This window comes from Pseudomonas sp. B2M1-30, assembly GCF_025447575.1.
GTDB lineage: Bacteria > Pseudomonadota > Gammaproteobacteria > Pseudomonadales > Pseudomonadaceae > Aquipseudomonas > Aquipseudomonas botevensis.
The window spans coordinates 148,747-172,460 of sequence record NZ_JAOEJT010000005.1; the positions used below are offsets into that span (position 1 = coordinate 148,747).

Sequence of the window (23,714 nt, forward strand, 5' to 3'; positions counted from 1 at the left end):
AGCTCCGGTGTGGGAGCGGGGCTGCTCGCGAAGGGCGCGCCGCCGATCTGCTTTTTAACTCGCAATGGATCGCACAGACAGGCCCAGGACGGCCGGGATGTCTTGTCGTTTTGCGTCATTGCCACAACCACAATAAAGGCAAACAGGAGCATTTTTCATGAGTTCATCGAACGCCGGGCAAAGCGCCGGGCAACTGGAAACCCGGGGCATCGAGCCGGTGCCGGAAGGCGAGTGCAACGGTCATCCGCTGCAACTGTTCTGGGTCTGGTTCGCTGCCAACATTTCCATCCTTGGCCTGCCGCTGGGCGCCACCCTGGTCGCGTTTCGCGGCCTGGCGATCTGGCAGGCAATCATCGTCGCCATCCTTGGCGCCGCCGGTTCATTCGCGGTGGTGGGGATCATCTCGATTGCCGGTCGCCGTGGTCGTGCGCCGAGCCTGACCCTGTCGCGAGCGATCTTCGGTGTGCGCGGCAATATCGGTCCGACCCTGGTGTCGCTGATGTCGCGCCTGGGTTGGGAAACCGTCAACACCACCACCGCAGCCTTCGTGCTGTTGTCGCTGTGCTCGATCCTGTTCGGCTCGCCGGTCGAGGCGAAGAGTGCGCCGGTGCTGACCCTGGTGTTCATCGCGATTTTCGTGCTGCTGACCCTGTCGGTCTCCGGCCTCGGCCACGCCACCTTGCTGGTCATCCAGAAGTGGGCGACCTACGTGTTCGGCGCGCTGAACATTCTGGTCGGTGGCTTCCTTTGCGCGACCATCGACTGGAGCGCGGTGTTCAACGCCACGCCAGCGCCAATGAGCGCGATGATTATCGGTATCGGCACCATGGCCGCCGGCACCGGGATCGGTTGGGCCAACGCGGGCGCCGACATGTCGCGCTACCAGCATCGCAGCGTCAAGGCTGTGCGGCTGGTCGCCTCGGCGGCGTTCGGCGCGGGAATTCCGCTGGTGTTGCTGATCACCCTCGGCGGCTTGCTGTCGGTGGGCAACAACGACCTCGCTTCGGCCACCGACCCAATCGTGGCGATCCGCGACATGCTGCCGACCTGGATGGCGGTGCCGTACCTGATCACCGCGTTCGGCGGGTTGCTGCTGTCGAACAACCTGTCGGTGTACTCCGCCGGCCTGACCACGCTGACCCTCGGCCTGAAGGTCAAGCGCGTGTATGCGGTGGTGGTCGACATCGTGGCGATCTTCGCCGGTTCGATCTACTTCATGCTGATCGCCGACAGCTTCTATGGCCCGTTCATTACGTTCATTTCCCTGCTGGCGGTGCCGATCACCGCGTGGGTCGGGATCTTCGTCGTTGATCTGATTCATCGCCACTACTACAGCCCGAAAGACCTGCTCGACGTCAGCCCGAGCAGCGCCTATTGGTACAACGGCGGTATCGAGTGGCGTGCATTTGGTGCCTGGGCGATCGCCATCGTGCTGGGCTTCAGTTTCACCACCATCGGCACCACCGCTGAAAACGTCTGGTTCAAGGGCTTTCTGTCCGACTCGTGGCTGGGCCATAACGGCCTCGGCTGGATCGTGACGTTCGTGGTCGCCGGCGGGATTTACCGGGTACTCGGCGGGGCAAAAGATCGCCGCGCCGCGCAGGTCGAGAATGCTCATGCCTAAGATGTTGCACACCGGCCAGGTCATCATCGACCTGGTCATGGCCGTGGATGAACTGCCGCAGATCGGCGGCGACGTACTGGCGCAATCCGCCGCTTTCGAGGCCGGCGGAGGTTTCAATGTGATGGCCGCCGCCGCGCGTAACGGCTTGCCGGTGGTTTATCTGGGGCGCCATGGCACGGGCCGTTTCGGTGATCTGGCGCGTCAGGCGATGCACGCCGAAGGCATTCACATCGGCATCGCTGAACCTGCGCAGCGTGATACTGGCCTGTGCGTGGCGCTGACCGATGCGTCGGCCGAGCGTAGCTTCATTTCCTACATCGGCGCCGAAGGAGAGGTGAGCGTCGCCGATTTGAACAGCGTGGCGGCCGAGGACGGTGATTACGCCTACGTCAGCGGCTACAGCCTGCTGCATGCGGGCAAGGGCCAGGCGCTGGTGGACTGGACGCTGGCGCTGCCAGCCTCGGTCAACGTGGTGTTCGATCCGGGACCCTTGGTGGATTCTCCGGATACGCCATTGATGCAGGCGCTGTTGCCGCGCATCGATGTGTGGACCAGCAATGGCGTCGAGGCGTTACGGTTTACCGGGGCGGCGGACATTGCCCAGGCTCTGGATCGCCTGGTGGAATATCTGCCGGGTGATGTGCTGATGGTGGTGCGTGATGGACCGCAGGGTTGCTGGATTCAGCAGCGCGGCGAGCGTCGGCATGTGCCGGGGTTTGCCGTGCAGGCGGTGGACAGCAACGGCGCGGGCGATGCCCATGCCGGGGTGTTTGTCGCTGGATTGGCGCAGGGATTGCCTGCCTTTGAAGCGGCACGGCGGGCGAATGCGGCGGCGGCTCTGGCGGTGACTCGCTGGGGACCGGCGACTGCGCCGGGGACGGCTGAGGTGGATGCGCTGATCCACAACACCTTCAGCGCCTGACACGATGCCTTCGCGGGCAAGCCCGCTCCCACATTGGAATTCGGTGCTTTTCTGTGGGAGTGGGCTTGCCCACGAAGGCGACCGAATGGCATGGACAAGACAGTTGCTCCCACATTGGAATGTGTTGTTTTTGTGGGAGCGGGCTTGCCCGCGAATTGGCCTTTGGCGTCACTGCAAAAAAAAACGCCCTCAACCCGCCTTGCGCAGCGCCTCGATCAACGCTTGCTTGCGCATCGACGAGCGCCCCGGAATCTTCTTCGCCCGGGCCTCTTTCATCAGGCTGTCGACCGTCTGTGTATCCCTCGAGGCCTGGCTGTTACGCGGGTGTCCTTCACGGCTGGCAACCGCACGCCGCGCGGATTCCTTGCGATCTTCGGACTTGGCGCTGGCCGGTTTCCGGCGTCCGGAGCCACCGGATTTTTCACCGCCCCCAGACTGTTTGTTCACCGTCGCCCAGGCGCGTGCTTCGGCCTCATCCTTCGACACGCCTTTTTGCTCATAGCTGTCTTCGATGTGTGCGGCCTTGCGCTTTTGTTCGGCGGTGTATTTGGCTTTGCTTCCACGAGGCATGGGATTTCTCCTTTGCGTCAGGATGAATGAGCGGGAGCTGCCAGAGGCAACTCCCGCACGGAGTCAGCTCTCGAGCTTGCGGGCGGCTTCCACGCCGGCGGCGCTGAGCTTGATCGGCAGGTTCAGCGAATGCTCGCCCGCTTCGTTGCAGGTCACATGGCCGTGGTGGATCAGTCCACGTTCCTGCAAGGCGGCGAGGGCGCTGGCGACGACCTTTTCACCGCGATAATTGTCCAGCACCTCTTTGCCCAGCCCGCTCGGGTGGGCGTGGAGCAGGCGGGTGAGGACTTCTTTTTCCAGGTTTTTATCGACGCTCATGTTTACCTCTTCATGGATGTGGATAAGGGTTGCTGCGGGCAAGCTACTGGCCGGAGCCCTCGGAGCCTGAGCCTCCGGTGGTGGTTTTCGAGCCGACGCCAGGGCCGGCGTTGTCCGGTGTGGCGGGGGAGTCGGGCGTGTTCATGCCGCCCTGGCGGCCCGGATCGCTGCCCTGGGTGCGCGGGTCGGTGCCGGTGGCGGGCGGCTGGTTGATCACAGGCACGCCCGAGCCGTCGGTATTCATGCCGGGGGCGCTGTTGATGGCGGGGGCTCGGGGCGGCGTGACCGGATCGGTCGGCCCGGTGCCGCTGGCGGTGGTGGCGGCGAAAACCGCCGGGCAAAGCAGTGTGGCGAAGACGAGGGCAGTCAACCTTGACGAGATCATGGGGCTCTCCAGTGATTGGATTCCTTACATGATCTTGGTCTGCCCTCGCGCGGTGTCGGTGCCTGATGAACGACGAACGGTCTAGGTCGCCGGGGCGGTTCTGATGCTGATTCGACGCCACAACAAGCGACCAAGCGTGATCAGCCAGTTCACCAGCGCGATCGCCAGCACGGTCGACAGCAGCGTCGCCATGCCGTGTTCAACGATGATTTTCCCGGCCAGCAGAGGAAAGCCGAAAACGCCGATAAAGTACGCCAGGCTGAACAGCAGCAACGCCTGGGAAGTGCTGCCGGCCGGGGCTTCGTTGGCGGCCAGGCCATTGATCACCGAGTAGGTCAGGCCATAACCGACACCGAGCATCACCGCCGCCAGCACATAGCTCGGACCGCTGTCGACGCCGAAGGCGAACAGCACAATCGAGCCGAGCATCAGCCCCGATAGCAGGCACGATGCACGCAACGGATCACGCTTGACCACGAAGCCGGCGATCAGCATGCGACTGCTGATGGCCGCGCCCATGAAACCGAGGAAGAACAGCGAATAGTCCAGTGAGCGCGCTGCGGCATAACTGGTCTGGAAGCTCGACAGTCCGCCGAACACGCAACCGCCGAGGCCGACCATGATGATCGGGAACAGCGCCCGGGAGCCCAGCACCTGGGTCGTTGCTCGCCAGGTGATGCGTGCTGCTGAAGTCGCCTGGGTACTTTTCAGTCGTGCGCCAAGACGCCAGAACAGCCACACGCCGATCAGACTCGCCGCCGCTGCCAGGTAAAACGCCGAGGTCACCGGCAAGTCCAAAGCGCTGGCTGCACGGCCGAGCAACGGGCCGCTGCCGATCCCGGTCATCATGCTGCCGGACAGCAGGGCGAAGTATCTGGCCCGTTGCGCCGGGCTCACCAGGCTGGCGACGATGATCGGCCCCAGCGTGTAGAAAACGCCCCAGCCGAGGCCCAGCAGCAAGCCGAAAAACAACAGCAGATGACCGAACCCCGGCGTCAGCGCAAACCCCAGGCTCGCCGCCACCAGCAACAGACCGAACAGCGCAATCGAACGCGCTGCGCCGAGCAGATCGGACAGATGCCCCGACACCAGCACCGCCACAAACGTACTGAGCATTGCTGCGCTGATCACGCTGCCGGCATCGTGCTCGTTACCGCCGCGCGAACCGATCAATAACGACAGCAGAAACGTCGCGCCATAGGACAGCGACAGCAGATAACTGGCGAGGCAAAACAGGCCGAACAGTTTGCCCGAGACCTGGGGTGTTGCTTGCGGCATGACGCGGTTCCTTGAGCGGAAGAATTCAACGTCATCTATCTAACATGCCTGGTGCGGGGCTTAGGTCTGAGCTTGCTGATCTCAGGATCGTCGCCGGCCGGAGTAATGCCTCACATGACGCCGATTTCTTCCTTGAACTGCTCCATGAAACCCTTCAGCCGTTGATGGCGGATATTGGCCAGACGTTGACCGGCGGCGGTCTGGAAACCGTCAGCGAGGTGCAGCAGTTTTGTCTGGAAATGATCGAGGCAGAAGCGCGTGTCGTCGTAGTTCCTTGCTTTGGCTTCCGGGTCTTGCGCGTCGTACAGCGCGCTGCCCATGCGCCCGGCGACGTAGAAAGTGCGGGCCACCCCAAGCATGCCCAGGGAGTCGAGGCGATCGGCGTCCTGCAGCAGCTTCGCTTCGCGGGTGAGCGGGGTGATGCTGGCGGAAAAACTGTGGGCTTCGATGGCGTGGCTCACGGCGCTGACTTTTGTCGCCGACCAGTCCAGGTCAGCCAGCACCTGCGAGGCTTTTTCCGCTGCCAGCCGCGAGGCCTGCGAACGCAGTGGCGAGTTCTTTTCCACCGCCACACAATCGTGCAATAACACCGCCGCCAGCAACACTTGCAGATCGCCACCTTCTTCGGCCTGCAAGGTGCGCGCGTTGTGCCAGACCCGTTGCAGATGCGACAGATCGTGAGCGCCGTCTCCTGCGGGTTCGAGCGCGTGGGGCAACAGCTCTGCTGCGAGCGCTTCCATAGGAGCAAAGGCATTGATGGTCATGCAGATCCTCAAATCAAACGAAATCCCTGTGGGTGCGAGCCTGCTTGCGAAAGCGCCGGCACAGCCAACTTCTCCACTGACTGACCACCCCTGTCGCGAGCAGTCTCACTCTTACAATAGTTGCATCCGCACCGGCAGTTTTGCCGTACACCGCGCGCCGCCTTAGTATGGCGTTTTCCTTTTCCGACAAGGCCCGTCCATGACGATTGAAATCCGCCCGGCGACCCCCAGCGATGCCCCGCAAATCCTCGCCTTCATCACCGAACTCGCGGATTTCGAGAAGGCCCGTCACGAAGTCATCGCCAGCGTCGCCGACATCGAACGCAGCCTGTTCAGCGAAGGCGCCACCGCCCATGGCCTGATCTGCCTGCGCGACGGTTTGCCGATCGGCTTCGCGGTGTTCTTCTTCAGTTATTCGACCTGGCTGGGCAGCAACTGCCTGTACCTCGAAGACCTCTACATCACCCCCGAACAACGCGGCGGCGGTGCCGGCAAAACCCTGCTGCGCCACCTCGCCAAGATCGCCTGCGCCAACGACTGCGGCCGCTTCGAATGGAGCGTGCTGGACTGGAACACCCCGGCCATCGAATTCTACAAATCCCTCGGCGCCCAGCCACAAGAGGAATGGGTGCGCTATCGCATGGATGGCAAGGTGTTGCGGGAGTTTGCCGAGGGGCGTTAAGGGGGAGTGGCAATCTGATACGGAAACGATTGTCGACAGGGCTCTAGTCCGGCATTCTACGCGCCATTTTTGCACGCTCATGGACGACATCTGCAATGCCTTCGGCACTCTTTCTCCGCGCCCGTGGAGCTTTCGCTGCGTCAATGAGTGACCGGCGATGAGCGGACTACGGGCGTCAATGCGTCTGTACGGCCTGGTGAAAAACTCAGGCTCCAGCGACAACCCCCATCGCCAGCCGGTGGATGTTCTCTGCACGCTCAATCGCCACGGCGGCAAAGCCATTCGTGCATTTGTGTCGCGACTCGACGCCGAATTGATGGCCCGCAGTGCGGGGCTCGACGATTACCGCGTGCTGGCACTGCGCAGCTTCGACCCGAATGAATTTATCGATGCACACCGGGGCTGGCTGACGTTGCATGTCTGCTGCGGCTTTGTCGCGATGGCCGGGCAATCGTTGCTGGATAACGACGCTTTATCGCCAATGGGCTGGTACGTCTATTCCGAGATCGGGCGCTGGACTGCCGAGCATCATCTTGAACTCGGCCAGCAAATGGCCGACCTGTTGCAGGCCACCTACGACCGCAATCACCTGCCTGACTACAACGCCTGGCTCAATGAACTTGATGATGCCACACCGTGCGAACTGTCCTGGCAGGCCGACGAAGCCTGGCGACAACTGCAAACCGTGATATCCCCTGACAATCGCGAACATTGCCACGCGCTGTTCGACCCCGTCGAAAACCGTTGGCGCTTTGCTGCGACCGCTATCGACATTTATCAGCCTCACCCGCAATCCCCTAAGCAAGGAGCTTTGAATTGAGTGGTAAACCCGCTGCACGCATGACCGACCCAACCGCATGCCCATTGCCAGGCCATGGCACCAACCCGATTGTCTCTGGCTCGCCGGACGTATTCTTCGACGGCCTCGCCGCTGCGCGCATGACCGATAAATCCGCCTGCGGCAGCCCGATTACCGGAGGAGTCTCCGGCACGGTTTTCATTAACGGCCTGAATGCCGCCACGCTCGACAGTACCGGTGGGCACGGGAATGTGGTGGTGGGTGGGTCGGGGACGGTAATTATTGGACAGAGCGGAGGAGGGGCAGCGTTTAGTGGGTTGTTGCCGATGCCGGTGCATTTTACGGACAAGATGCAACTGGTTGATGAGTTCTCGGGCGAGCCTGTTGTCAATCATCCTTACACAATCAAGCGTGGAGATGGGAGTGAGGAACACGGTGTAACTGATGCGGCAGGTTTTACACACGCGGTCAGTTCCCATTTGGCGGAAACCATCGAACTGTTTGCGGAGTAATTGAAATGGGAACGGAGAATGTAACTACGGATGAAAGCAAAAAAAGCCTTGGAACACACGCACTGACTTGCCCAACAGACGAATCGATTAAGAAATTCAAATACATGCGACGGGCCGTAGCTTTCTTTGTCGGAGGGGCTGGTGATAAAGAGAGTTATTATGGTTTTGGGCCGGAGCACAATATAGATCATGCAAGACTGCCATTTGATAATTCGGTAAAACTGGCCGAGTATGCTGCTGGCGTTAAGTCGCATTATCTTGGGTACAATGAGGTTATCGGTGAGTCAAGCATACAGAGTAATGTCCTGAAAGAGCTTTGTAAAAATGATGCTATTTATATAGTCGGGCATAGTCTGGGTGGTTGGAACGGGGCCCATCTGTCGGCGATTCTGACCAATATGGGGTACACGGTGAAAATGTTGGTGACGCTTGATCCCGTGGGCAAAGGCGCATTAGTTGGAAGCCTGTCCAATATTTATCCAGATACTCCTCAACCCAAGGCAGGGTTGTGGATAAATATTCTTGCCCAATCTTCAAAATCAAATATGTCCGATTGGATTGCAGGTATTGGTGAGCAGTGGCGACTTGAGAGTGGCCCTAACGTAAATAGCATAATGGACGTAAATCACGAAAAGGCTGCGGAGATGTTTACTACTGTATTGGCTGATGGTAAGTCGGCCTTGCATTACATGATAAACTCGCTCAATAGCTATTATCGGGGTGAGTTGTGAGTATTTTGAAGGTCTATGCTGTTGTTTTGCTGGTGATGCTTTCGGGTTGTTCTTTTAAACAAGATAAGCCCCCTGCTAATCTCCAGTTTTCTAAAATTGAAAGGGTACGTAAAACAGTTTTGTATGATCTGTACTTTTCCTCAGATGTCAATATTCTTGGGCCTTATAAATCATTGGTTGGCGTTAGATTGATTTGCGCTTTGGGGGATGACCAGGATTTTTCAACCGGCCACAGGATGAAGTGGTTTATTAAGGGCTCGGTTTCACAAGATCGGTCTGGTACGGATCTTGATTTTGTTTCGCGAATTACCTTTAGCGAGTCTGATGCCAATGGGTCGAGCGAGAGAGATTTGACGGCTGTAGAACTAAGAGAGCTTCTGGAGAAAAAAACTGAAATCCCGTGTAGGTTTTTGGCTGATGCAACAATGATGGATACCTATTATTCAAATACTATGTATGTTCCGGTTGAAAGTATTGTTCGAGCCGTCGATTAGTTGCTCGCTCTGAATCGTGACGCTTTATGATTTTTGCGTGTTTGGTTTTTGGGGTGGTGATGCGCAGGTTGTTTTTAGCTGCATTGTTCATGCTCTGCTCTTCATGCATGCAGTTGCATGTTCCGGCGCCACGAATTGAGTTCACATCTATTGAGTATGATGCCGGAAGTTATAATCTCCGCTTCAGGTCTGATAGGGATTTGGTGAATTTATACAAGGCGCATGGTATTAACGAGCAAGTCGGAACATGGTTGAAATGTTCGCTGGATGGCGACGGCGATTTTTCCATTCTTCATAAAATTCGACTTTACGGCGGCGGTGTTGTCCGTGATGTGCGAGTTGTGGAGGGGGATCGACGTTATGAGTTTAATGTGTGGTTCAGGTTTGAAGAGGACGTTGATCAGGGCGGCAGTTCCAGAATAATCAGAAAGGAGGTGTTGTTATCGTTGCTGGGCAGACAAGACTATATTCCCTGTCAAGCGACAATAACGGCTACTTTCTATAAGGCTTATTATTCAAAGGTTATGTATATACCCACGTCTCGGATCATTGCTGAGGTTCAAAAAGTAATCACAGCGCCGGAGTATGTAATCTTGCCGCCGGAGCTTCGGCCGCTATCGTGGCTTCAATTCGAGCAGATTTGCATCACCGAGAGACGCTACTACGCAGGGGACACCATCGTTCATGGAGGTGTGTGCAGTGGCCTGCCTTACAGTGGGTTATTGAGTTCGTTCGCACCACTGAATGGCAAATTTCGAATTGTCGATGCCCAGACGCGAAAGCCCCAGCCGAACGTACGGTATCTGATCAAGCGACCGGATGGACGAGAAGAGGAAGGGCTGAGTGATGCGCAGGGCGATACGCATGTCTTTGGTTCGAATGACCCTGAGAGCTTCAAGCTTTTCCTGTTTGACGAAGGGCTGGAAGCCATGACGATGTGAACCTGACAAATCCCAAAATATGGGATGCAAAATTACATATTGAGATTTATAGCTTGGGAGGTCTATAGTCCAGCTCACTCACTGCCAAAAACAAAACAGGTGAAGCGATGCTGGCGCAATTGATCGCGCTCGATTGGGGGACGACCTCATTACGTGCTTATAAACTCGCGGCGGGTGGCCAGGTGCTGGAGCAGCGTTCGCTGTCGTCCGGGATCATGCAGTTGCCGAAGACGCCGCGCATCCTCCACGGTCGCGAATGCGCCGATGGTTTTGAACTGGCCTTCGACGAGGCCTGTGGTGACTGGCTCGATGCGCAGCCGCAGTTGCCGGTGATCGCTTGCGGCATGGTCGGCAGCGCCCAGGGTTGGCGCGAAGCGGCCTATCGCGACACGCCGGCCAACGTCGCCGATCTCGGAAATTCCCTGCAAACCGTACGCAGCCTTCGCGGCACGCTGGTGCATATCGTGCCGGGGGTGATCCAGCGTTCGCGTCTGCCGAACGTCATGCGTGGCGAAGAAACCCAGGTGCTCGGCGTCTTGCAGAATCTGGCGCTGGAGGCGAGTGACGATCTGTTGATCGGCCTGCCGGGCAGTCATTCGAAATGGGTGGAAGTGGTCGATGGCTGCATCACCCATTTCGACACGTTCATGACCGGCGAGGTGTTTGCCGTACTCAGCGAACACAGCATTCTCGGCCGTACCCAACAGCACGGCGCGACTTTCGACGGCCAGGCGTTTGATCGTGGCGTGCAGGTAGCGTTGTCGGCGGACGGCGAGATCGGTGTGCTGTCGACTCTGTTCAGCGCCCGCAGCCTGGGCCTGACAGGCGAACTCAGTGCCACCGCACAGCCCGATTATCTTTCCGGTCTGTTGATTGGCCATGAACTGGCGGCGCTTGCCCAGGTGCAGCGGCGTCGACGCAACAGCGTCCATCTTCCTTCGATCATTCTTATCGGCAACAGCCAATTGTGTGCCCGCTACAGCCGTGCGCTCGACGCCTGCGGTTTCGCCCGGGTGACCCTGGCGGAGCAGGCCACCGAGCGTGGCCTGTGGCAACTGGCGCTGGCCGCCGGACTGATCGATTCCTCATCCCGTTAACCCTGACTGGAGGCCTGACATGCTCAAGCAAGCATTGGCGCAAAACGGTCTGATCGCGATTCTGCGCGGCCTGCATCCGCAGGAAGCCGCCGCTGTCGGAGAAGTCCTGTATGCGGCCGGATTTCGCGTTATCGAAGTACCGCTAAATTCCCCTTCGCCGTACGAAAGTATCCGCATCCTGCGCAAGACCTTGCCCGCCGATTGCCTGATCGGTGCCGGTACGGTGCTGACCCCGGAACAGGTGGAACTGGTGAAAGAGGCAGGGGGGCAAGTGATCGTCATGCCCCACAGCGATGCCAAGGTGTTGCGGGCGGCGAAAGCGGCGGGGCTGTACCTGTCGCCGGGTGTCGCGACGCCGACTGAAGCCTTCGCCGCGCTGGAGGAGGGTGCGGACATTCTCAAGCTGTTCCCGGCCGAGCAGATGGGGCCGGCGGTGGTGAAGGCGTGGCTGGCGGTGTTGCCGGTCGGAACGGTGCTGGCGCCGGTCGGCGGGATCACGCCGGACAACATGCAGGTCTTCATCGACGCGGGCGTCAAAGGCTTCGGCCTCGGCTCCGGGCTGTTCAAACCGGGTATGACGACTGAGCAAGTGGCGGCCAATGCCAAGGCCTATGTCGCGGCCTGGAAAGCCCTTCGCTAAGACTTTCTGGCGCTGAGTGCGCTGCATCTATAAAAGCTGCATTTACAAAAAGAGAGCAGAGATGAAAATCACCAAACTCACGACCTTCATCGTCCCGCCGCGCTGGTGCTTCCTCAAGGTCGAAACCGACGAGGGCGTGACCGGTTGGGGCGAGCCCGTGGTCGAAGGTCGCGCGCACACCGTCGCGGCTGCCGTTGAGGAATTGTCCGACTACCTGATCGGCAAAGACCCACGCAACATCGAAGACATCTGGACGGTGCTGTATCGCGGCGGCTTCTACCGTGGCGGTGCGATCCACATGAGCGCCCTGGCCGGTATCGACCAGGCGTTGTGGGACATCAAGGGCAAGGCCCTCGGCGTATCGGTCAGCGATCTGCTGGGTGGTCAGGTGCGCGACAAGATTCGTGTGTATTCGTGGATCGGCGGCGATCGTCCGGCTGACACCGCGCGCGCGGCCAAAGAAGCGGTGGGCCGTGGTTTCACAGCGGTGAAAATGAACGGCACCGAAGAGCTGCAATTCCTCGACACCTTCGACAAGGTCGATCTGGCGCTGGCCAACGTGGCGGCGGTACGCGATGCGGTCGGGCCGAACGTCGGCATCGGTGTCGACTTCCATGGCCGGGTCCACAAACCCATGGCCAAGGTGCTGATGAAGGAACTCGATCCGTTCAAATTGATGTTCATCGAAGAACCGGTGCTCAGCGAAAACTACGAAGCACTGAAAGAGCTGGCTCCACTGACCAGTACACCGATTGCCCTGGGCGAACGGCTGTTTTCCCGCTGGGACTTTAAACGGGTGTTGAGCGAAGGCTACGTCGACATCATCCAGCCCGATGCGTCCCACGCCGGTGGCATCACCGAGACCCGCAAGATCGCCAACATGGCCGAAGCCTACGATGTGGCGCTGGCGCTGCATTGCCCGTTGGGGCCGATTGCGCTGGCGGCGTGTCTGCAACTGGATGCGGCTTGCTACAACGCGTTCATTCAGGAGCAGAGCCTGGGCATCCATTACAACGAGAGCAACGACTTGCTCGATTATGTGAAGGACCCACGGGTGTTCGACTACGACCAGGGCTTCGTCAAGATCCCGAACGGCCCGGGGCTGGGCATCGAGATCAACGAGGAATATGTGATCGAGCGCGCCGCCGTCGGCCACCGCTGGCGCAACCCGGTCTGGCGGCATGCCGATGGCAGTTTTGCCGAGTGGTGAGTCGCTGACTCAACGCTTTCCGCCCCCCTTGCGGGAGCGGGCTTGCTCGCGAATGCGTCATGTCAGCTCAGCAGATGTTGACTGAAAAACCCCTTTCGCGGGCGAGCCCGACTCCCACAAACGCTCAGTGCAAGGCTTCACGCCGACCTCAATAAACATAAGAAGAGGCACCCCCATGCAACCGCAAACCCTGACCGGGCAGGCGTCATTGGTCACGCCCAGCCGTAAGCGCTTTTTCATCATGGTGTTGCTGTTCATCACCGTGGTCATCAACTACCTCGACCGCAGCAACCTGTCGATTGCCGCCCCGGCGCTGACCTCCGAACTGGGCATCGATCCGGTTCACGTCGGGCTGATTTTCTCTGCGTTCGGCTGGACCTACGCCGCCATGCAGATCCCCGGCGGCTGGCTGGTGGATCGGGTGCCGCCGCGCATTCTGTACAGTGCCGCGCTACTGCTGTGGTCTGTGGCGACGGTGATGCTCGGCTTCGCCGCGAGCTTCATCGCGCTGTTCGTGCTGCGCATGGCGGTCGGTGCGCTGGAAGCGCCGGCATATCCGATCAACAGCCGCGTGGTGACCACCTGGTTTCCCGAGCGTGAACGGGCCACCGCCATCGGTTTCTACACCTCCGGCCAGTTCGTCGGGCTGGCGTTCCTGACCCCGGTACTGGCCTGGCTGCAGCATGAATACGGCTGGCACATGGTGTTCGTGGTCACCGGCGCGGTCGGCATTATCTGGGCAGCGATCTGGTACGCGGTGTATCGCGAACCACGGGATTTCAAAGGCGCCAACGAGGCGGAAATCGACCTGATCCGCGAGGGCGGCGGGTTGGTGGATATCCAGGCCGACACCGCGAAGGTCAAGGCAAAATTCAGCTGGACGGATCTGGGCATCGTCCTCAGCAAACGCAAGTTGTGGGGGATTTACCTCGGTCAGTTCTGCCTCAACTCGACGCTGTGGTTTTTCCTGACGTGGTTCCCGACCTATCTGGTGAAGTATCGCGGCATGGACTTCATCAAGTCCGGCCTGCTGGCGTCGCTGCCGTTCCTCGCTGCGTTTATCGGCGTGTTGTGTTCAGGGTTCTTTTCCGACTTCCTGATTCGCCGTGGTTATACCGTCGGCTTCGCGCGCAAGTTGCCGATCATCGGTGGTCTGCTGATTTCCACCTCGATCATCGGCGCCAACTTCGTCGAGTCGACGCCGCTGGTGATTGCCTTCCTCGCGCTGGCGTTTTTCGGCAACGGGCTGGCCTCGATCACCTGGTCCCTGGTGTCGACGCTGGCGCCGGCCAGGTTGCTCGGATTGACTGGCGGGGTGTTCAATTTCATCGGCAACCTGTCGGCCATCGCCACGCCGATTGTCATCGGTTTCCTCGCCAGCGGTGATTCGTTCGCGCCGGCGATCACCTACATCGCGGTTCTGGCGCTGATCGGTGCCTTGTCCTACGTGCTGCTGGTGGGCAAGGTCGAGCGTATCGAGTTGTAGTCGTCCGTGTCGGGCGACCATAATGCCGCCCGTTCCCTCGCTCAACGGTAAAGGCTGGATATGCAGGAAGACGCCCCAAAAACCGCCAAGGACGCCGCGCCCACCGGCACCCAGACCCTGCTTCGCGGGTTGGGTGTGGTGCAGGCCGTCGCCAGTGGCGCCCGCGATCTGAAAGAGATCGCGCGGCTGATCGGCACTACGCGCAGCACCACCCATCGGCTGGCGAGTTGTCTGGTGGACGAACGCTATCTGCGGGTCGTGCCGCAAGTGGGCTATCTGCTGGGGCCGAAGCTGATCGAGCTGGGTTTCCAGGCGCGCGAAGAGTTGCCGCTGGCGAGCCTGGCCGGGCCGTATCTGGACGAATTGTCGGCGCTGACCGGTGACACTGTTCACCTGGGCATTCGCGAAGGCGACGAAGTGCTGTATCTGCTGAAAAATCCGGGGCGCAATGGCCCGGAAATGCGTTCGCGGGTCGGCCATCGCATGCCGCTGGCGCGCACCGGGATCGGCAAGGCGCTGATGCTGGATGACACGCCGCAGAACTGGCAGCGGCTGTACGACATCAGCCTGCCGGCGGGTGGGAAAAGTCAGTTCTGGCCGCAGCACCCACAGCAGTCGTGGGAGCAACTGGAGCAGCGGATGACCGAATACGTGGCCGGCGGCTACGCCTTCGATCTGGAGGACAACGAGCCGTCGATCCGTTGCGTGGCGGCGCCGATCCGCGATGCGAGCAAGCAGATCGTCGCCGCCATCAGCATCGCCAGCACCGTGCCTTATATGCCACTGGAAAAAATGGCCGAGCTGATTCCCCTGATCAAAGGGGTCACGGCCCGGCTCTCGGCGGAGCTGGGGTTGAAGGTCTGACGCGTCAGACTTTCAAAGTCGCCATGTCGATCACGAAGCGGTACTTCACATCCCCGGCGATCATCCGCGCGTAAGCCTCGTTGATCTGGCGGATGTCGAGCATCTCGATGTCGCAGCTGATGTTGTGTTCGGCGCAGAAATCCAGCACTTCCTGGGTTTCGGCGACGCCACCGATCAACGAACCGGCCAAAACGCGACGGCCCAGCACCAGTTTGGCGGCGTGGACCGGCGGATCGATCGGCTCGATCAGACCCACCAGAATGTGCACGCCGTCGAAGCGCAGGGTGTCGAGGTACGGGTTGAGATCGTGCTGGACCGGAATGGTGTCCAGCAGGAAATCGAAACGACCGGCTGCAGCTTTCATCTGCTCTTCGTCGGTGGAGACGATCACATGATCGGCGCCCTGACGACGACCTTCTTCGGCCTTGCTTGCCGAACGGGTGAACAGCGTCACTTCAGCGCCCATGGCCTTGGCGAACTTGATGCCCATGTGGCCCAGGCCGCCCATGCCGAGAATCCCGACCTTGTCGCCGGCCTTCACGCCGTAGTGCTTGAGCGGCGAGTAGGTGGTGATGCCGGCGCAGAGAATCGGTGCGGCGCTGGCCAGGTCGAGTTTTTCCGGGATGCGCACCACGAAATGCTCGCTGACGACGATGCTGTCCGAGTAGCCGCCCATGGTGTTGCTGCCGTCGACCCGATCCGGGGTGGCGTAGGTCATGGTCGGGCCTTCGAGGCAATATTGCTCGAGGTTGGACTGGCAGGCTTCGCAGGTGCGGCAGGAGTCGACCATGCAGCCGACGCCGACCAGATCGCCTACCTTGTGGCGGGTGACATTCGCACCGATGGCGGTGACTTTTCCGACGATCTCGTGGCCAGGCATCAACGGATAAACGGCGATGCCCCATTCGTTGCGCGCCTGGTGGATGTCGGAGTGGCAGACGCCGCAATACAGAATGTCGATCGCCACGTCGTCGGCCCGTGGGCTGCGGCGTTCGAACTTCATCGGGGCGAGGGGCGTGGTGGCCGATTGGGCGGCATAGCCGATGGCGGTGTACATGGGGAACCTCGCAAAAGCAGTGACAGGTGAGGCGGCGCATTCTGGGCGCCGTCCGGGTGTCCGGCCATGGCGATTCCTCCGGGTGTCATGCCTAATCCTCCGGCATGCGGGTTTGATCGGTCGCATTGGCAAAAGGATCTGCGATGATGTTTTCGTCCCTGATTCCGTGACTTTTTTGAAGAGCAATCCGATGCAATTGACCCGTCACCTTGATGCCAACGCCACCCTGGTTTCGTTGATCGAACCGCTGGCGCTGCGCGATGGCTACAGCCAGACCGGTCTGCCGGGCGTGCAGGTGTTGCGCGCCAGTTGCGACGTGGCCCGTGGCCCGCACATTTATGAACCGAGCCTGATGATCATCGCCCAGGGCAGCAAACTGGCGTACCTGGGACCGCGCACGATGGAGTACGGTGCCGGGCATTACCTGATTCAGGCGTTGCCGGTGCCGTTCGAGTGCGAGACCTATGCCTTGCCGGATGCGCCGCTGCTGGGGGTGTCGGTGGCGATCGATCGGGTGCTGTTGGGTGAGTTGGTGTTGGCGATGGGCCTGGCGCCGGGGCGGCATATCGCAGCGCAGACGCCGGAGTCGATGACCTCGGTGGTGCTCGATGACGGCATGCGCGGTTGCGTCGAACGGTTGTTGCGCTGTCTGCACGATCCGCTGGAGTGCCAGATTCTCGGGCCGGCGCGAGTGCGTGAGTTGCTGTTCGTCGCGCTGCGCGGACCCCAGGCCGATGTGCTGCGGGCGTTGGTGGAACAGCAGGGGCAGTTTGCCCGGGTGGCGGCGTCGATCAGCCATCTGCATGCGCATTACACCGAGCCGCTGAATGTCGAGACCCTCGCCGGTTGCGCGAACATGAGCGTTTCGACTTTCCATGAACATTTCAAACGCAGCACGTTGCTGTCGCCGGTGCAGTATCTGAAACGTTTGCGTTTGCTAAAGGCGCAGACGTTGCTGATCGCCGAGGGACTGGGCGTGGCGCAGGTGGCGCATCGGGTGGGGTATCAGAGCACGTCGCAGTTCAGTCGCGAGTACAAGCGCTACTTCGAGCGCAGTCCCGGGGATGAACGCGCTGCCTGATGACCGAATCGCAGGCAACAAAAAGGCCCCCATATCGGGAGCCTCGATGTTCAGCGTTTCGACTTACATGTTCGGGTAAGTCGGGCCGCCAGCGCCTTCCGGCGTGACCCAGGTGATGTTCTGCGAAGGGTCCTTGATGTCACAGGTCTTGCAGTGTACGCAGTTCTGGGCGTTGATCTGGAAGCGTTTCTCGCCGTCTTCCTTGGTCACCACTTCATAGACGCCGGCCGGGCAGTAGCGCTGGGCGGGTTCGTCGTAGAGCGGCAGGTTCTTGGCTAGCGGAATGGTCGGGTCGGTCAGCTTCAGGTGGCACGGTTGTTCTTCTTCGTGGTTGGTGCCGGAGATGAACACCGAGCTCAGCTTGTCGAAGCTGATCTTGCCGTCGGGTTTCGGGTAGTCGATTTTCTTGCAGTCGGCGGCGAGCTTGAGGCAGGCGTAATCCGGCTTGGTGTCGTGCAGGGTGAACGGCAGTTTGCCGCCGAAGATGTTTTGGTCCAGCCAGTTGAAACCGCCGCCGACGATGGCACCGAACTTGTGGATCGCCGGGCCGAAGTTGCGGCTGGCGAACAGTTCTTCATAGAGCCAGCTCTTCTTGAACGCGTCGACGTAGGTGGTCAGCTCTTCGCTGCCGTCCTTGTCGGCGAACAATGCGTCAGCCACCGATTCAGCGGCGAGCATGCCGGACTTCATCGCGGTGTGGCTGCCCTTGATCTTGGCGAAGTTCAGGGTGCCGAGGTCGCAACCGATCAGTGCGCCGCCCTTGAACACCATTTTCGGCAACGAGTTCAGGCCACCCTTGCAGATCGCGCGGGCGCCGTAGCTGATGCGCTTGCCGCCTTCCAGGTACTGCTTGAGTACCGGGTGGTGCTTGAGGCGCTGGAATTCGTCGAACGGCGACAGGTACGTGTTGCTGTAGGACAGATCGACGATCAGGCCGACCACCACCTGATTGTTTTCCAGGTGATAGAGGAACGAGCCGCCGGTGTTCTCGGTGCCCATGATGTCCATCGGCCAACCGGCGGTGTGTACCACCAGGCCTGGCTGGTGTTTGGCCGGGTCGACTTCCCAGATTTCTTTCAGGCCGATGCCGTAGTGCTGGGCGTCGGCATCGCTGTCGAGGTTGAAGCGCTTGATCAGCTGCTTGCCGATGTGGCCACGGCAGCCTTCGGCGAACAGCGTGTACTTGCCACGCAATTCCATGCCCGGGGTGTACAGGCCTTCTTTCGGATGGCCTTCGCGATCGACACCCAGGTCACCGGTGATGATCCCGCGCACGATGCCGTTTTCGTCGAACAGCGCTTCCTGGGCGGCGAAGCCCGGGTAGATTTCCACGCCCAGGTTCTCGGCCTGCTGGGCCAGCCAGCGGCACAGGTTGCCGAGGGAAATAATGTAGTTGCCTTCGTTGTGCATGGTCTTGGGCACAAAGAAGTCAGGGATCTTTTGCGCGCTTTCGGCGTTTTTCAGCACGAAAATGTCATCGCGGGTGACGGGCGTGTTCAGCGGGGCGCCGAGTTCTTTCCAGTCAGGGAAGAGTTCGTTCAGGGCCCGTGGTTCGAATACCGCGCCGGACAGGATGTGCGCGCCGACTTCGGAGCCTTTTTCGACCACGCAGACGCTGATTTCCTTACCGGCTTCGGCGGCCTTCTGCTTCAGACGGCAGGCGGCGGACAGGCCAGCGGGGCCGGCACCGACGATGACCACGTCGAATTCCATGTATTCGCGTTCCACAGGCTATCTCCTACTCAAGGCTCAACAGTTTTTTTTCTAATTTGGAGGTTCGGTGTCGTATCCGTTATTGCCTTTACGTTAACGTCAAGGGTAATAATGGGCAAACCACCTTTCTCTCTAGGCGGCGCATTATATCTACACCACTCCCAGCGTCCAATACAAACGTTTGTTTGAATTGGCCGCAGGCCAGAGAAATCAAAGAAGCGCGGCTTATGAACGGCTATTTTGCCGTATTGACCGGAATAGGCGTTCCGGTCAAGATACGGGCGGTTTTGCGCTCGCCGTAGGCAGACTGGCGGTTTCAAGAGCACCTCTAAAGACAGGGCGTAGGCGGTACCCGGTGATGCGCGACACAGATCTGGCGCGCAGTTTACACACCGCACAGATGAATGACTTATCGGTCACCACTGACGAACGGTCATCCACTTCGCGATGTGAAACATCCCGTACTCATGCCGGCGTTTTTAGAGGTGCCCTTGTGCCCGATGAGCATCAACCGCCAGGTTCGCCTAGGCGACTTTCTTTTCACCGGAGAGTAACGAGGAATCCATGAAGGTTCTTGTAGCTGTCAAACGCGTTGTGGATTACAACGTCAAGGTTCGCGTCAAGGCGGACAATTCCGGCGTAGACCTCGCCAACGTCAAGATGTCGATGAACCCGTTCTGCGAAATCGCAGTGGAAGAAGCCGTACGCCTGAAAGAGAAAGGCGTTGCGACTGAAATCGTCGTCGTCTCCATCGGCCCGTCCACCGCTCAGGAGCAGCTGCGTACCGCACTGGCTCTTGGTGCCGACCGCGCCATCCTCGTCGAATCCGCCGAAGATCTGACTTCCCTGGCCGTGGCCAAGCTGCTCAAGGCTGTGGTCGACAAGGAACAGCCTCAGCTGGTGATCCTGGGCAAACAGGCCATCGACAGCGACAACAACCAGACCGGCCAGATGCTCGCTGCACTGAGCGGCTACGGTCAGGGCACTTTCGCCTCGAAAGTCGAAGTCTCCGGCGACAGCGTTGCCGTGACCCGCGAAATCGACGGCGGCGCGCAGACCGTTTCCCTGAAACTGCCAGCGATCGTCACCACCGACCTGCGTTTGAACGAGCCGCGCTACGCGTCGCTGCCAAACATCATGAAAGCCAAGAAGAAGCCTCTCGAAGTGCTGACGCCTGACGCTTTGGGCGTTTCCACCGCCTCCACCAACAAGACCGTGAAAGTCGAAGCGCCGGCTGCACGCAGCGCGGGCATCAAAGTCAAGTCGGTGGCTGAACTGGTCGAGAAACTGAAAAACGAAGCGAAGGTGATCTGACCATGACTATCCTGGTAATCGCTGAACACGACAACAAAGTGCTGGCCCCGGCCACGCTGAACACCGTGGCTGCAGCTGCCAAGATCGGCGGCGACATCCACGTTCTGGTGGCCGGTCAGGGCGCTGGCGCCGTGGCTGAAGCCGCTGCGAAAATCGCGGGCGTGAGCAAAGTCCTGAACGCTGACAACGCCGCTTACGCGCATCAGCTGCCGGAAAACGTCGCTCCGCTGGTCGCCGAACTGGGCAAGGGCTACAGCCACATCCTGGCTGCCGCCACTTCCAACGGCAAAAACATCCTGCCACGCGTTGCCGCGTCGCTGGACGTCGACCAGATCTCCGAGATCATCTCGGTAGAAAGCGCCGACACCTTCAAGCGTCCGATCTATGCCGGTAACGCCATTGCGACCGTGCAGTCGACCGCCGCCATCAAAGTGATCACCGTGCGTGCCACCGGTTTCGACCCGGTTGCCGCTGAAGGTGGTTCGGCTGCTGTTGAATCGGTGGCCGCTGCTCACGACGCCGGTACTTCCAGCTTCGTCAACGAAGAGCTTGCGAAATCTGATCGTCCTGAGCTGACCGCTGCCAAAATCGTCGTTTCCGGCGGTCGCGGCATGCAGAACGGCGACAACTTCAAGCACCTGTACGCCCTGGCCGACAAGCTGGGTGCTGCCGTCGGCGCTTCCCGCGCCGCGGTCGACGCAGGTTTCGTACCGAACGACATGCAGGTCGGTCAGACCGGCAAGATCGTCGCTCCACAGCTGTACATCGCCGTCGGTATCTCCGGCGCGATCCAGCACCTGGCCGGCATGAAAGACTCCAAAGTGATCGTTGCGATCAACAAGGACGAAGAAGCGCCGATCTTCCAGGTGGCCGATTACGGTCTGGTGGCGGATCTGTTCGAAGCCGTACCTGAGCTGGAGAAGCTGGTCTAATCCGGCTGCTTCACTTATAAAGAGCCCGGCCTGTTGGTCGGGCTTTTTTTTGTCTCGGGTTTGAGTGGGAGCGTTACGCCATGGATCTGCGCCGCCGGTTGGGCTGCTCGTTATTGTGGGTGTCGGCACTGGCACCGGGGTTGGCCGTGGCTGCCGGCAAGTGCGAACGCCTGGTGGTCACCGGCAGCCCGGATGCGCCGCCGTACCTGTGGCAGGATCCGCAGAACCCGAAACAGTTGATCGGCGCCAGTGCCGATCTGCTGCAACAGATCGCCAAGGACTTGGGAATCAAGGTTGAGTTGCTTTACGCCGGCAAGCGCTCCCAGGCGCTGGATGAGGTGCGCAGCGGCCGGATGGACATGCTGGCCGATGCCCCGCTGACCCTGAACGAGCTGGAAAACTTCGATTACATTCACCCGCCGCTGCTGGAAAACGACTATCTGGTCTGGACCCGCAAAGGCTCGACCTTGGTCTACAGCGAAGCAAAGGACCTGCACGGGCATACCGGCGGCTTGTCGGAAAAGTCTCGAATGACCCAGGCATTCGGCACTTTCGCCGAGCAGCAATTGACCCTGATCCGCACGGCAAACCTGACTCAGGCCTTTCAGAAATTGCTTCTGGGCGAGGTGGAATATGTACTCGCCGGTCGCTACTCGGGCATGGCGGCCGCACAGGCGCTGGGCATGGCCAATGATCTGCTGGCCTTCGAGCAACCGGTCGATCGGCCCGGCCTGTTCCTCGCGGTTTCGCATAACTCCGCCTGCAACGATCCGTGGTTGCGCGGACAGTTGGCAAAAAAGATGACAGAATTGCCCGCGTCCGGACTGACGGAAGCCGCGCTGCAACGCAATATCGAGCGCTGGAAGGCTCAGCAACAGCAGCCCCAGCCGCAGCAGCCACAACCTGTCAGTGCCCCAAAACAGTAGGGATTCTTAGTGAGTATTCGACCTCTTTTCGCCGCCATGGCTGTTCTGGCCCTGGCCGGTTGCGCCAGCGATCCGGCACCCAACGAACAATTTCGCCTCACCGAGCAGGCGCTCGAGCAGGCCAAGGCCGTTGGCGCCACCGCCGACGAAGTGCCGGAAATGAAGCTGGCGGAAGGCAAGTTCAACCGGGCCAAGGGCAACATGGCCGATCAATCCTTCAAGAACGCGCGGATGCGTGCCGAGCAGGCTGAACTGGACGCGCGTCTGGCCGAAGCCAAGGTGCTGACCCAGAAAAGTGAAGAACAGGTGAACGTGCTCAATACCCGCATCGTCCGGCTGCGCAAGCAATTGGGAGATGCCCAATGAGCCTGAAGTTCAACGTCATCGGCGCTCTGATCCTCGCCGGCTGCGCCAGCCTCTACGGTTGTGCCGGTCAGCACAGCGAAGCCGCATTGCAGCAGGCCGGTGCCGATTTCCAGAAGGTCAAGGAAGATTCCAACGTGTTGCGGATCGCACCGAAGGACGTGATCCGTGCCGGTGAGTCCCTGGCCCGGGCCGATCGCCTGTCGACTTACTGGGGCAGCGGTTCGGACGTGGTGCATTACGCCTACCTGAGCCAGCGCTACAGTGAAATTGCCCGCGAGCACACCACTCAGGCGCTCAACGAAGAGCGCGCGGCCAAGCTGGAACTGGAGCGTCAGCGCCTGCAACTGGCCCTGCGTGAGTCGAAACTGCTGAGCGTGCAGCAGCAGGGCAAATGGCTTGAGGAGCAAATTGTCGCGCTGGCCACGACCCAGACCGATCGGGGTCTGGTGATGACCCTCGGCGATGTGTTGTTCGACACCGGTGAAGCCGAGTTGAAGAACTCGGCGAACCGGGTGGTGCTGAAGATCGTCCAGTTCCTGCAACTCAATCCCAAGCGTGTGGTGCGCATCGAGGGTTACACCGACAGCACCGGCGGCAAGCAGGAAAACCTCAAGCTGTCCCGCGATCGCGCGCAGGCAGTGGCGGATGTGCTGATGGATCTGGGCATCGAGGACAAGCGTATTCAGGTCGAAGGTTACGGCGACGAATACCCGGTGGACGCCAACGCTTCCGAGCGTGGGCGGGCGCAGAACCGTCGGGTGGAAATCGTGTTCTCCGACGAAAAAGGCCAGCTCGGCGCCGCCCGCTGAGGGCTGCGTTACTGGAAAGCCCGGGCTGTCATGCAGCGCCGGGCTTTTTTACGTCTGTCGATTGGCGCGCAAACCTAACAGTTGGGGGCTGACACTGCACTGTACGGTCGAGTAATGTGGCAACTGTCCCAGTACACTTCTAAACTGTTCCGGTATTGTTTCACACAAGAATAAAATGCCCGTGAAATCGAGTGCTGCG

26 protein-coding genes are annotated in these 23,714 nt (G+C 60.1%); 19 read left to right on the forward strand and 7 right to left on the reverse strand.

The genetic code is table 11. The annotated features are described in order from the left end of the window. Positions 1-157 precede the first annotated feature (157 nt). Positions 158-1,624 carry a cytosine permease gene (locus N8H74_RS12580; RefSeq protein WP_262147900.1) on the forward strand — a complete coding sequence of 489 codons (1,467 nt, stop codon included), beginning with the start codon at positions 158-160 and terminating at the stop codon, positions 1,622-1,624. Next, positions 1,617-2,546 carry a PfkB family carbohydrate kinase gene (locus N8H74_RS12585; protein ID WP_262147901.1) on the forward strand — a complete coding sequence of 310 codons (930 nt, stop codon included), beginning with the start codon at positions 1,617-1,619 and terminating at the stop codon, positions 2,544-2,546. The genes N8H74_RS12580 and N8H74_RS12585 overlap by 8 nt, the downstream gene beginning before the upstream one ends. A 189-nt stretch (positions 2,547-2,735) precedes the next feature. Here the strand turns inward: N8H74_RS12585 and N8H74_RS12590 are convergent, their stop codons facing one another. The 5 genes from N8H74_RS12590 to N8H74_RS12610 form a co-directional block, all read right to left on the reverse strand. Further along, positions 2,736-3,116, reverse strand: coding sequence for a Rho termination factor N-terminal domain-containing protein (locus N8H74_RS12590; RefSeq protein ID WP_217830683.1), 381 nt, complete (start codon positions 3,114-3,116; stop codon positions 2,736-2,738). A gap of 63 nt (positions 3,117-3,179) precedes the next feature. Beyond that, a complete protein-coding gene (locus N8H74_RS12595; RefSeq protein ID WP_217830684.1) occupies positions 3,180-3,434 on the reverse strand; it encodes a hypothetical protein in 255 nt (84 codons plus the stop codon). Between the two features lie 43 nt (positions 3,435-3,477). Beyond that, positions 3,478-3,819, reverse strand: coding sequence for a hypothetical protein (locus tag N8H74_RS12600; RefSeq protein WP_262147902.1), 342 nt, complete (start codon positions 3,817-3,819; stop codon positions 3,478-3,480). An 81-nt stretch (positions 3,820-3,900) separates the two neighbouring features. Then, positions 3,901-5,097, reverse strand: a complete 1,197-nt coding sequence (locus tag N8H74_RS12605) for an MFS transporter (protein ID WP_262147903.1) — start codon at positions 5,095-5,097, stop codon at positions 3,901-3,903. Between the two features lie 110 nt (positions 5,098-5,207). Then, positions 5,208-5,861 carry an HD domain-containing protein gene (locus N8H74_RS12610; RefSeq protein WP_262147904.1) on the reverse strand — a complete coding sequence of 218 codons (654 nt, stop codon included), beginning with the start codon at positions 5,859-5,861 and terminating at the stop codon, positions 5,208-5,210. 199 nt (positions 5,862-6,060) lie between these two features. On the opposite strand from N8H74_RS12610, the gene N8H74_RS12615 reads away from it, so the two are divergent. From N8H74_RS12615 to N8H74_RS12665, 11 genes are all read left to right on the forward strand, one after another. Further along, positions 6,061-6,543 (forward strand): GNAT family N-acetyltransferase, encoded by a 483-nt coding sequence (locus N8H74_RS12615; RefSeq protein ID WP_262147905.1) that lies wholly within the window; start codon positions 6,061-6,063, stop codon positions 6,541-6,543. A gap of 157 nt (positions 6,544-6,700) precedes the next feature. Further along, positions 6,701-7,363 carry a hypothetical protein gene (locus N8H74_RS12620; protein ID WP_262147906.1) on the forward strand — a complete coding sequence of 221 codons (663 nt, stop codon included), beginning with the start codon at positions 6,701-6,703 and terminating at the stop codon, positions 7,361-7,363. After that, positions 7,360-7,854, forward strand: coding sequence for a PAAR domain-containing protein (locus N8H74_RS12625; protein WP_262147907.1), 495 nt, complete (start codon positions 7,360-7,362; stop codon positions 7,852-7,854). Before N8H74_RS12620 ends, N8H74_RS12625 begins: the two co-directional genes overlap by 4 nt. Before the next feature lie 5 nt (positions 7,855-7,859). Next, positions 7,860-8,585, forward strand: coding sequence for an alpha/beta hydrolase (locus N8H74_RS12630; RefSeq protein WP_262147909.1), 726 nt, complete (start codon positions 7,860-7,862; stop codon positions 8,583-8,585). After that, on the forward strand, positions 8,582-9,079 hold the full coding sequence (locus tag N8H74_RS12635) for a hypothetical protein (RefSeq protein ID WP_262147910.1): 498 nt from the start codon (positions 8,582-8,584) through the stop codon (positions 9,077-9,079). Before N8H74_RS12630 ends, N8H74_RS12635 begins: the two co-directional genes overlap by 4 nt. Before the next feature lie 26 nt (positions 9,080-9,105). Beyond that, the gene (locus tag N8H74_RS12640) at positions 9,106-10,020 is read left to right on the forward strand and encodes a hypothetical protein (RefSeq protein WP_262147911.1); all 915 of its coding nucleotides are present in this window, start codon (positions 9,106-9,108) and stop codon (positions 10,018-10,020) included. 107 nt (positions 10,021-10,127) lie between these two features. Next, complete coding sequence (locus N8H74_RS12645; protein WP_262147913.1) at positions 10,128-11,117, forward strand: 2-dehydro-3-deoxygalactonokinase; 990 nt, start codon at positions 10,128-10,130, stop codon at positions 11,115-11,117. 19 nt (positions 11,118-11,136) lie between these two features. Continuing rightward, positions 11,137-11,757: a 2-dehydro-3-deoxy-6-phosphogalactonate aldolase gene (locus N8H74_RS12650; RefSeq protein ID WP_262147915.1), complete on the forward strand. Its 621-nt coding sequence runs from the start codon at positions 11,137-11,139 to the stop codon at positions 11,755-11,757. Between the two features lie 61 nt (positions 11,758-11,818). Continuing rightward, positions 11,819-12,967: a galactonate dehydratase gene (gene dgoD, locus N8H74_RS12655; RefSeq protein ID WP_217830693.1), complete on the forward strand. Its 1,149-nt coding sequence runs from the start codon at positions 11,819-11,821 to the stop codon at positions 12,965-12,967. Positions 12,968-13,142: 175 nt separating this feature from the next. After that, positions 13,143-14,453 carry an MFS transporter gene (locus N8H74_RS12660; protein ID WP_262147917.1) on the forward strand — a complete coding sequence of 437 codons (1,311 nt, stop codon included), beginning with the start codon at positions 13,143-13,145 and terminating at the stop codon, positions 14,451-14,453. Positions 14,454-14,513: 60 nt separating this feature from the next. Next, a complete protein-coding gene (locus tag N8H74_RS12665) occupies positions 14,514-15,317 on the forward strand; it encodes an IclR family transcriptional regulator (RefSeq protein ID WP_262147919.1) in 804 nt (267 codons plus the stop codon). Positions 15,318-15,321: 4 nt separating this feature from the next. Here N8H74_RS12665 and N8H74_RS12670 read toward each other — a convergent pair whose 3' ends face one another. Further along, positions 15,322-16,374: an NAD(P)-dependent alcohol dehydrogenase gene (locus tag N8H74_RS12670; protein ID WP_262147920.1), complete on the reverse strand. Its 1,053-nt coding sequence runs from the start codon at positions 16,372-16,374 to the stop codon at positions 15,322-15,324. Between the two features lie 190 nt (positions 16,375-16,564). Here N8H74_RS12670 and N8H74_RS12675 point away from each other — a divergent pair, with 190 nt between their 5' ends. Beyond that, positions 16,565-17,455 carry an AraC family transcriptional regulator gene (locus N8H74_RS12675; protein ID WP_217830697.1) on the forward strand — a complete coding sequence of 297 codons (891 nt, stop codon included), beginning with the start codon at positions 16,565-16,567 and terminating at the stop codon, positions 17,453-17,455. Positions 17,456-17,518: 63 nt separating this feature from the next. Here the strand turns inward: N8H74_RS12675 and N8H74_RS12680 are convergent, their stop codons facing one another. Continuing rightward, positions 17,519-19,183, reverse strand: a complete 1,665-nt coding sequence (locus N8H74_RS12680) for an electron transfer flavoprotein-ubiquinone oxidoreductase (RefSeq protein ID WP_217830698.1) — start codon at positions 19,181-19,183, stop codon at positions 17,519-17,521. Positions 19,184-19,732: 549 nt separating this feature from the next. On the opposite strand from N8H74_RS12680, the gene N8H74_RS12685 reads away from it, so the two are divergent. From N8H74_RS12685 to N8H74_RS12705, 5 genes are all read left to right on the forward strand, one after another. Continuing rightward, positions 19,733-20,482 carry an electron transfer flavoprotein subunit beta/FixA family protein gene (locus N8H74_RS12685; RefSeq protein ID WP_007942046.1) on the forward strand — a complete coding sequence of 250 codons (750 nt, stop codon included), beginning with the start codon at positions 19,733-19,735 and terminating at the stop codon, positions 20,480-20,482. Between the two features lie 2 nt (positions 20,483-20,484). Beyond that, a complete protein-coding gene (locus N8H74_RS12690) occupies positions 20,485-21,414 on the forward strand; it encodes an FAD-binding protein (protein WP_262147924.1) in 930 nt (309 codons plus the stop codon). Between the two features lie 80 nt (positions 21,415-21,494). Next, complete coding sequence (locus N8H74_RS12695; protein WP_217830700.1) at positions 21,495-22,340, forward strand: transporter substrate-binding domain-containing protein; 846 nt, start codon at positions 21,495-21,497, stop codon at positions 22,338-22,340. Between the two features lie 9 nt (positions 22,341-22,349). Beyond that, the gene (locus tag N8H74_RS12700) at positions 22,350-22,706 is read left to right on the forward strand and encodes a DUF4398 domain-containing protein (protein ID WP_217830701.1); all 357 of its coding nucleotides are present in this window, start codon (positions 22,350-22,352) and stop codon (positions 22,704-22,706) included. After that, entirely contained in the window at positions 22,703-23,515 is an 813-nt protein-coding gene (locus N8H74_RS12705; protein ID WP_262147927.1) for an OmpA family protein, read from the forward strand. Before N8H74_RS12700 ends, N8H74_RS12705 begins: the two co-directional genes overlap by 4 nt. Positions 23,516-23,714 lie beyond the last annotated feature (199 nt).

Coding starts and splice junctions, on each gene's coding strand:
- N8H74_RS12580 (WP_262147900.1), top strand. CDS start 158: ATGAGTTCATCGAACGCCGGGCAAAGCGCCGGGCAACTGGAAACCCGG.
- N8H74_RS12585 (WP_262147901.1), top strand. CDS start 1,617: ATGCCTAAGATGTTGCACACCGGCCAGGTCATCATCGACCTGGTCATG.
- N8H74_RS12590 (WP_217830683.1), bottom strand. CDS start 3,116: ATGCCTCGTGGAAGCAAAGCCAAATACACCGCCGAACAAAAGCGCAAG.
- N8H74_RS12595 (WP_217830684.1), bottom strand. CDS start 3,434: ATGAGCGTCGATAAAAACCTGGAAAAAGAAGTCCTCACCCGCCTGCTC.
- N8H74_RS12600 (WP_262147902.1), bottom strand. CDS start 3,819: ATGATCTCGTCAAGGTTGACTGCCCTCGTCTTCGCCACACTGCTTTGC.
- N8H74_RS12605 (WP_262147903.1), bottom strand. CDS start 5,097: ATGCCGCAAGCAACACCCCAGGTCTCGGGCAAACTGTTCGGCCTGTTT.
- N8H74_RS12610 (WP_262147904.1), bottom strand. CDS start 5,861: ATGACCATCAATGCCTTTGCTCCTATGGAAGCGCTCGCAGCAGAGCTG.
- N8H74_RS12615 (WP_262147905.1), top strand. CDS start 6,061: ATGACGATTGAAATCCGCCCGGCGACCCCCAGCGATGCCCCGCAAATC.
- N8H74_RS12620 (WP_262147906.1), top strand. CDS start 6,701: ATGAGCGGACTACGGGCGTCAATGCGTCTGTACGGCCTGGTGAAAAAC.
- N8H74_RS12630 (WP_262147909.1), top strand. CDS start 7,860: ATGGGAACGGAGAATGTAACTACGGATGAAAGCAAAAAAAGCCTTGGA.
- N8H74_RS12640 (WP_262147911.1), top strand. CDS start 9,106: ATGATTTTTGCGTGTTTGGTTTTTGGGGTGGTGATGCGCAGGTTGTTT.
- N8H74_RS12645 (WP_262147913.1), top strand. CDS start 10,128: ATGCTGGCGCAATTGATCGCGCTCGATTGGGGGACGACCTCATTACGT.
- N8H74_RS12650 (WP_262147915.1), top strand. CDS start 11,137: ATGCTCAAGCAAGCATTGGCGCAAAACGGTCTGATCGCGATTCTGCGC.
- dgoD (WP_217830693.1), top strand. CDS start 11,819: ATGAAAATCACCAAACTCACGACCTTCATCGTCCCGCCGCGCTGGTGC.
- N8H74_RS12660 (WP_262147917.1), top strand. CDS start 13,143: ATGCAACCGCAAACCCTGACCGGGCAGGCGTCATTGGTCACGCCCAGC.
- N8H74_RS12665 (WP_262147919.1), top strand. CDS start 14,514: ATGCAGGAAGACGCCCCAAAAACCGCCAAGGACGCCGCGCCCACCGGC.
- N8H74_RS12670 (WP_262147920.1), bottom strand. CDS start 16,374: ATGTACACCGCCATCGGCTATGCCGCCCAATCGGCCACCACGCCCCTC.
- N8H74_RS12675 (WP_217830697.1), top strand. CDS start 16,565: ATGCAATTGACCCGTCACCTTGATGCCAACGCCACCCTGGTTTCGTTG.
- N8H74_RS12685 (WP_007942046.1), top strand. CDS start 19,733: ATGAAGGTTCTTGTAGCTGTCAAACGCGTTGTGGATTACAACGTCAAG.
- N8H74_RS12690 (WP_262147924.1), top strand. CDS start 20,485: ATGACTATCCTGGTAATCGCTGAACACGACAACAAAGTGCTGGCCCCG.
- N8H74_RS12695 (WP_217830700.1), top strand. CDS start 21,495: ATGGATCTGCGCCGCCGGTTGGGCTGCTCGTTATTGTGGGTGTCGGCA.
- N8H74_RS12705 (WP_262147927.1), top strand. CDS start 22,703: ATGAGCCTGAAGTTCAACGTCATCGGCGCTCTGATCCTCGCCGGCTGC.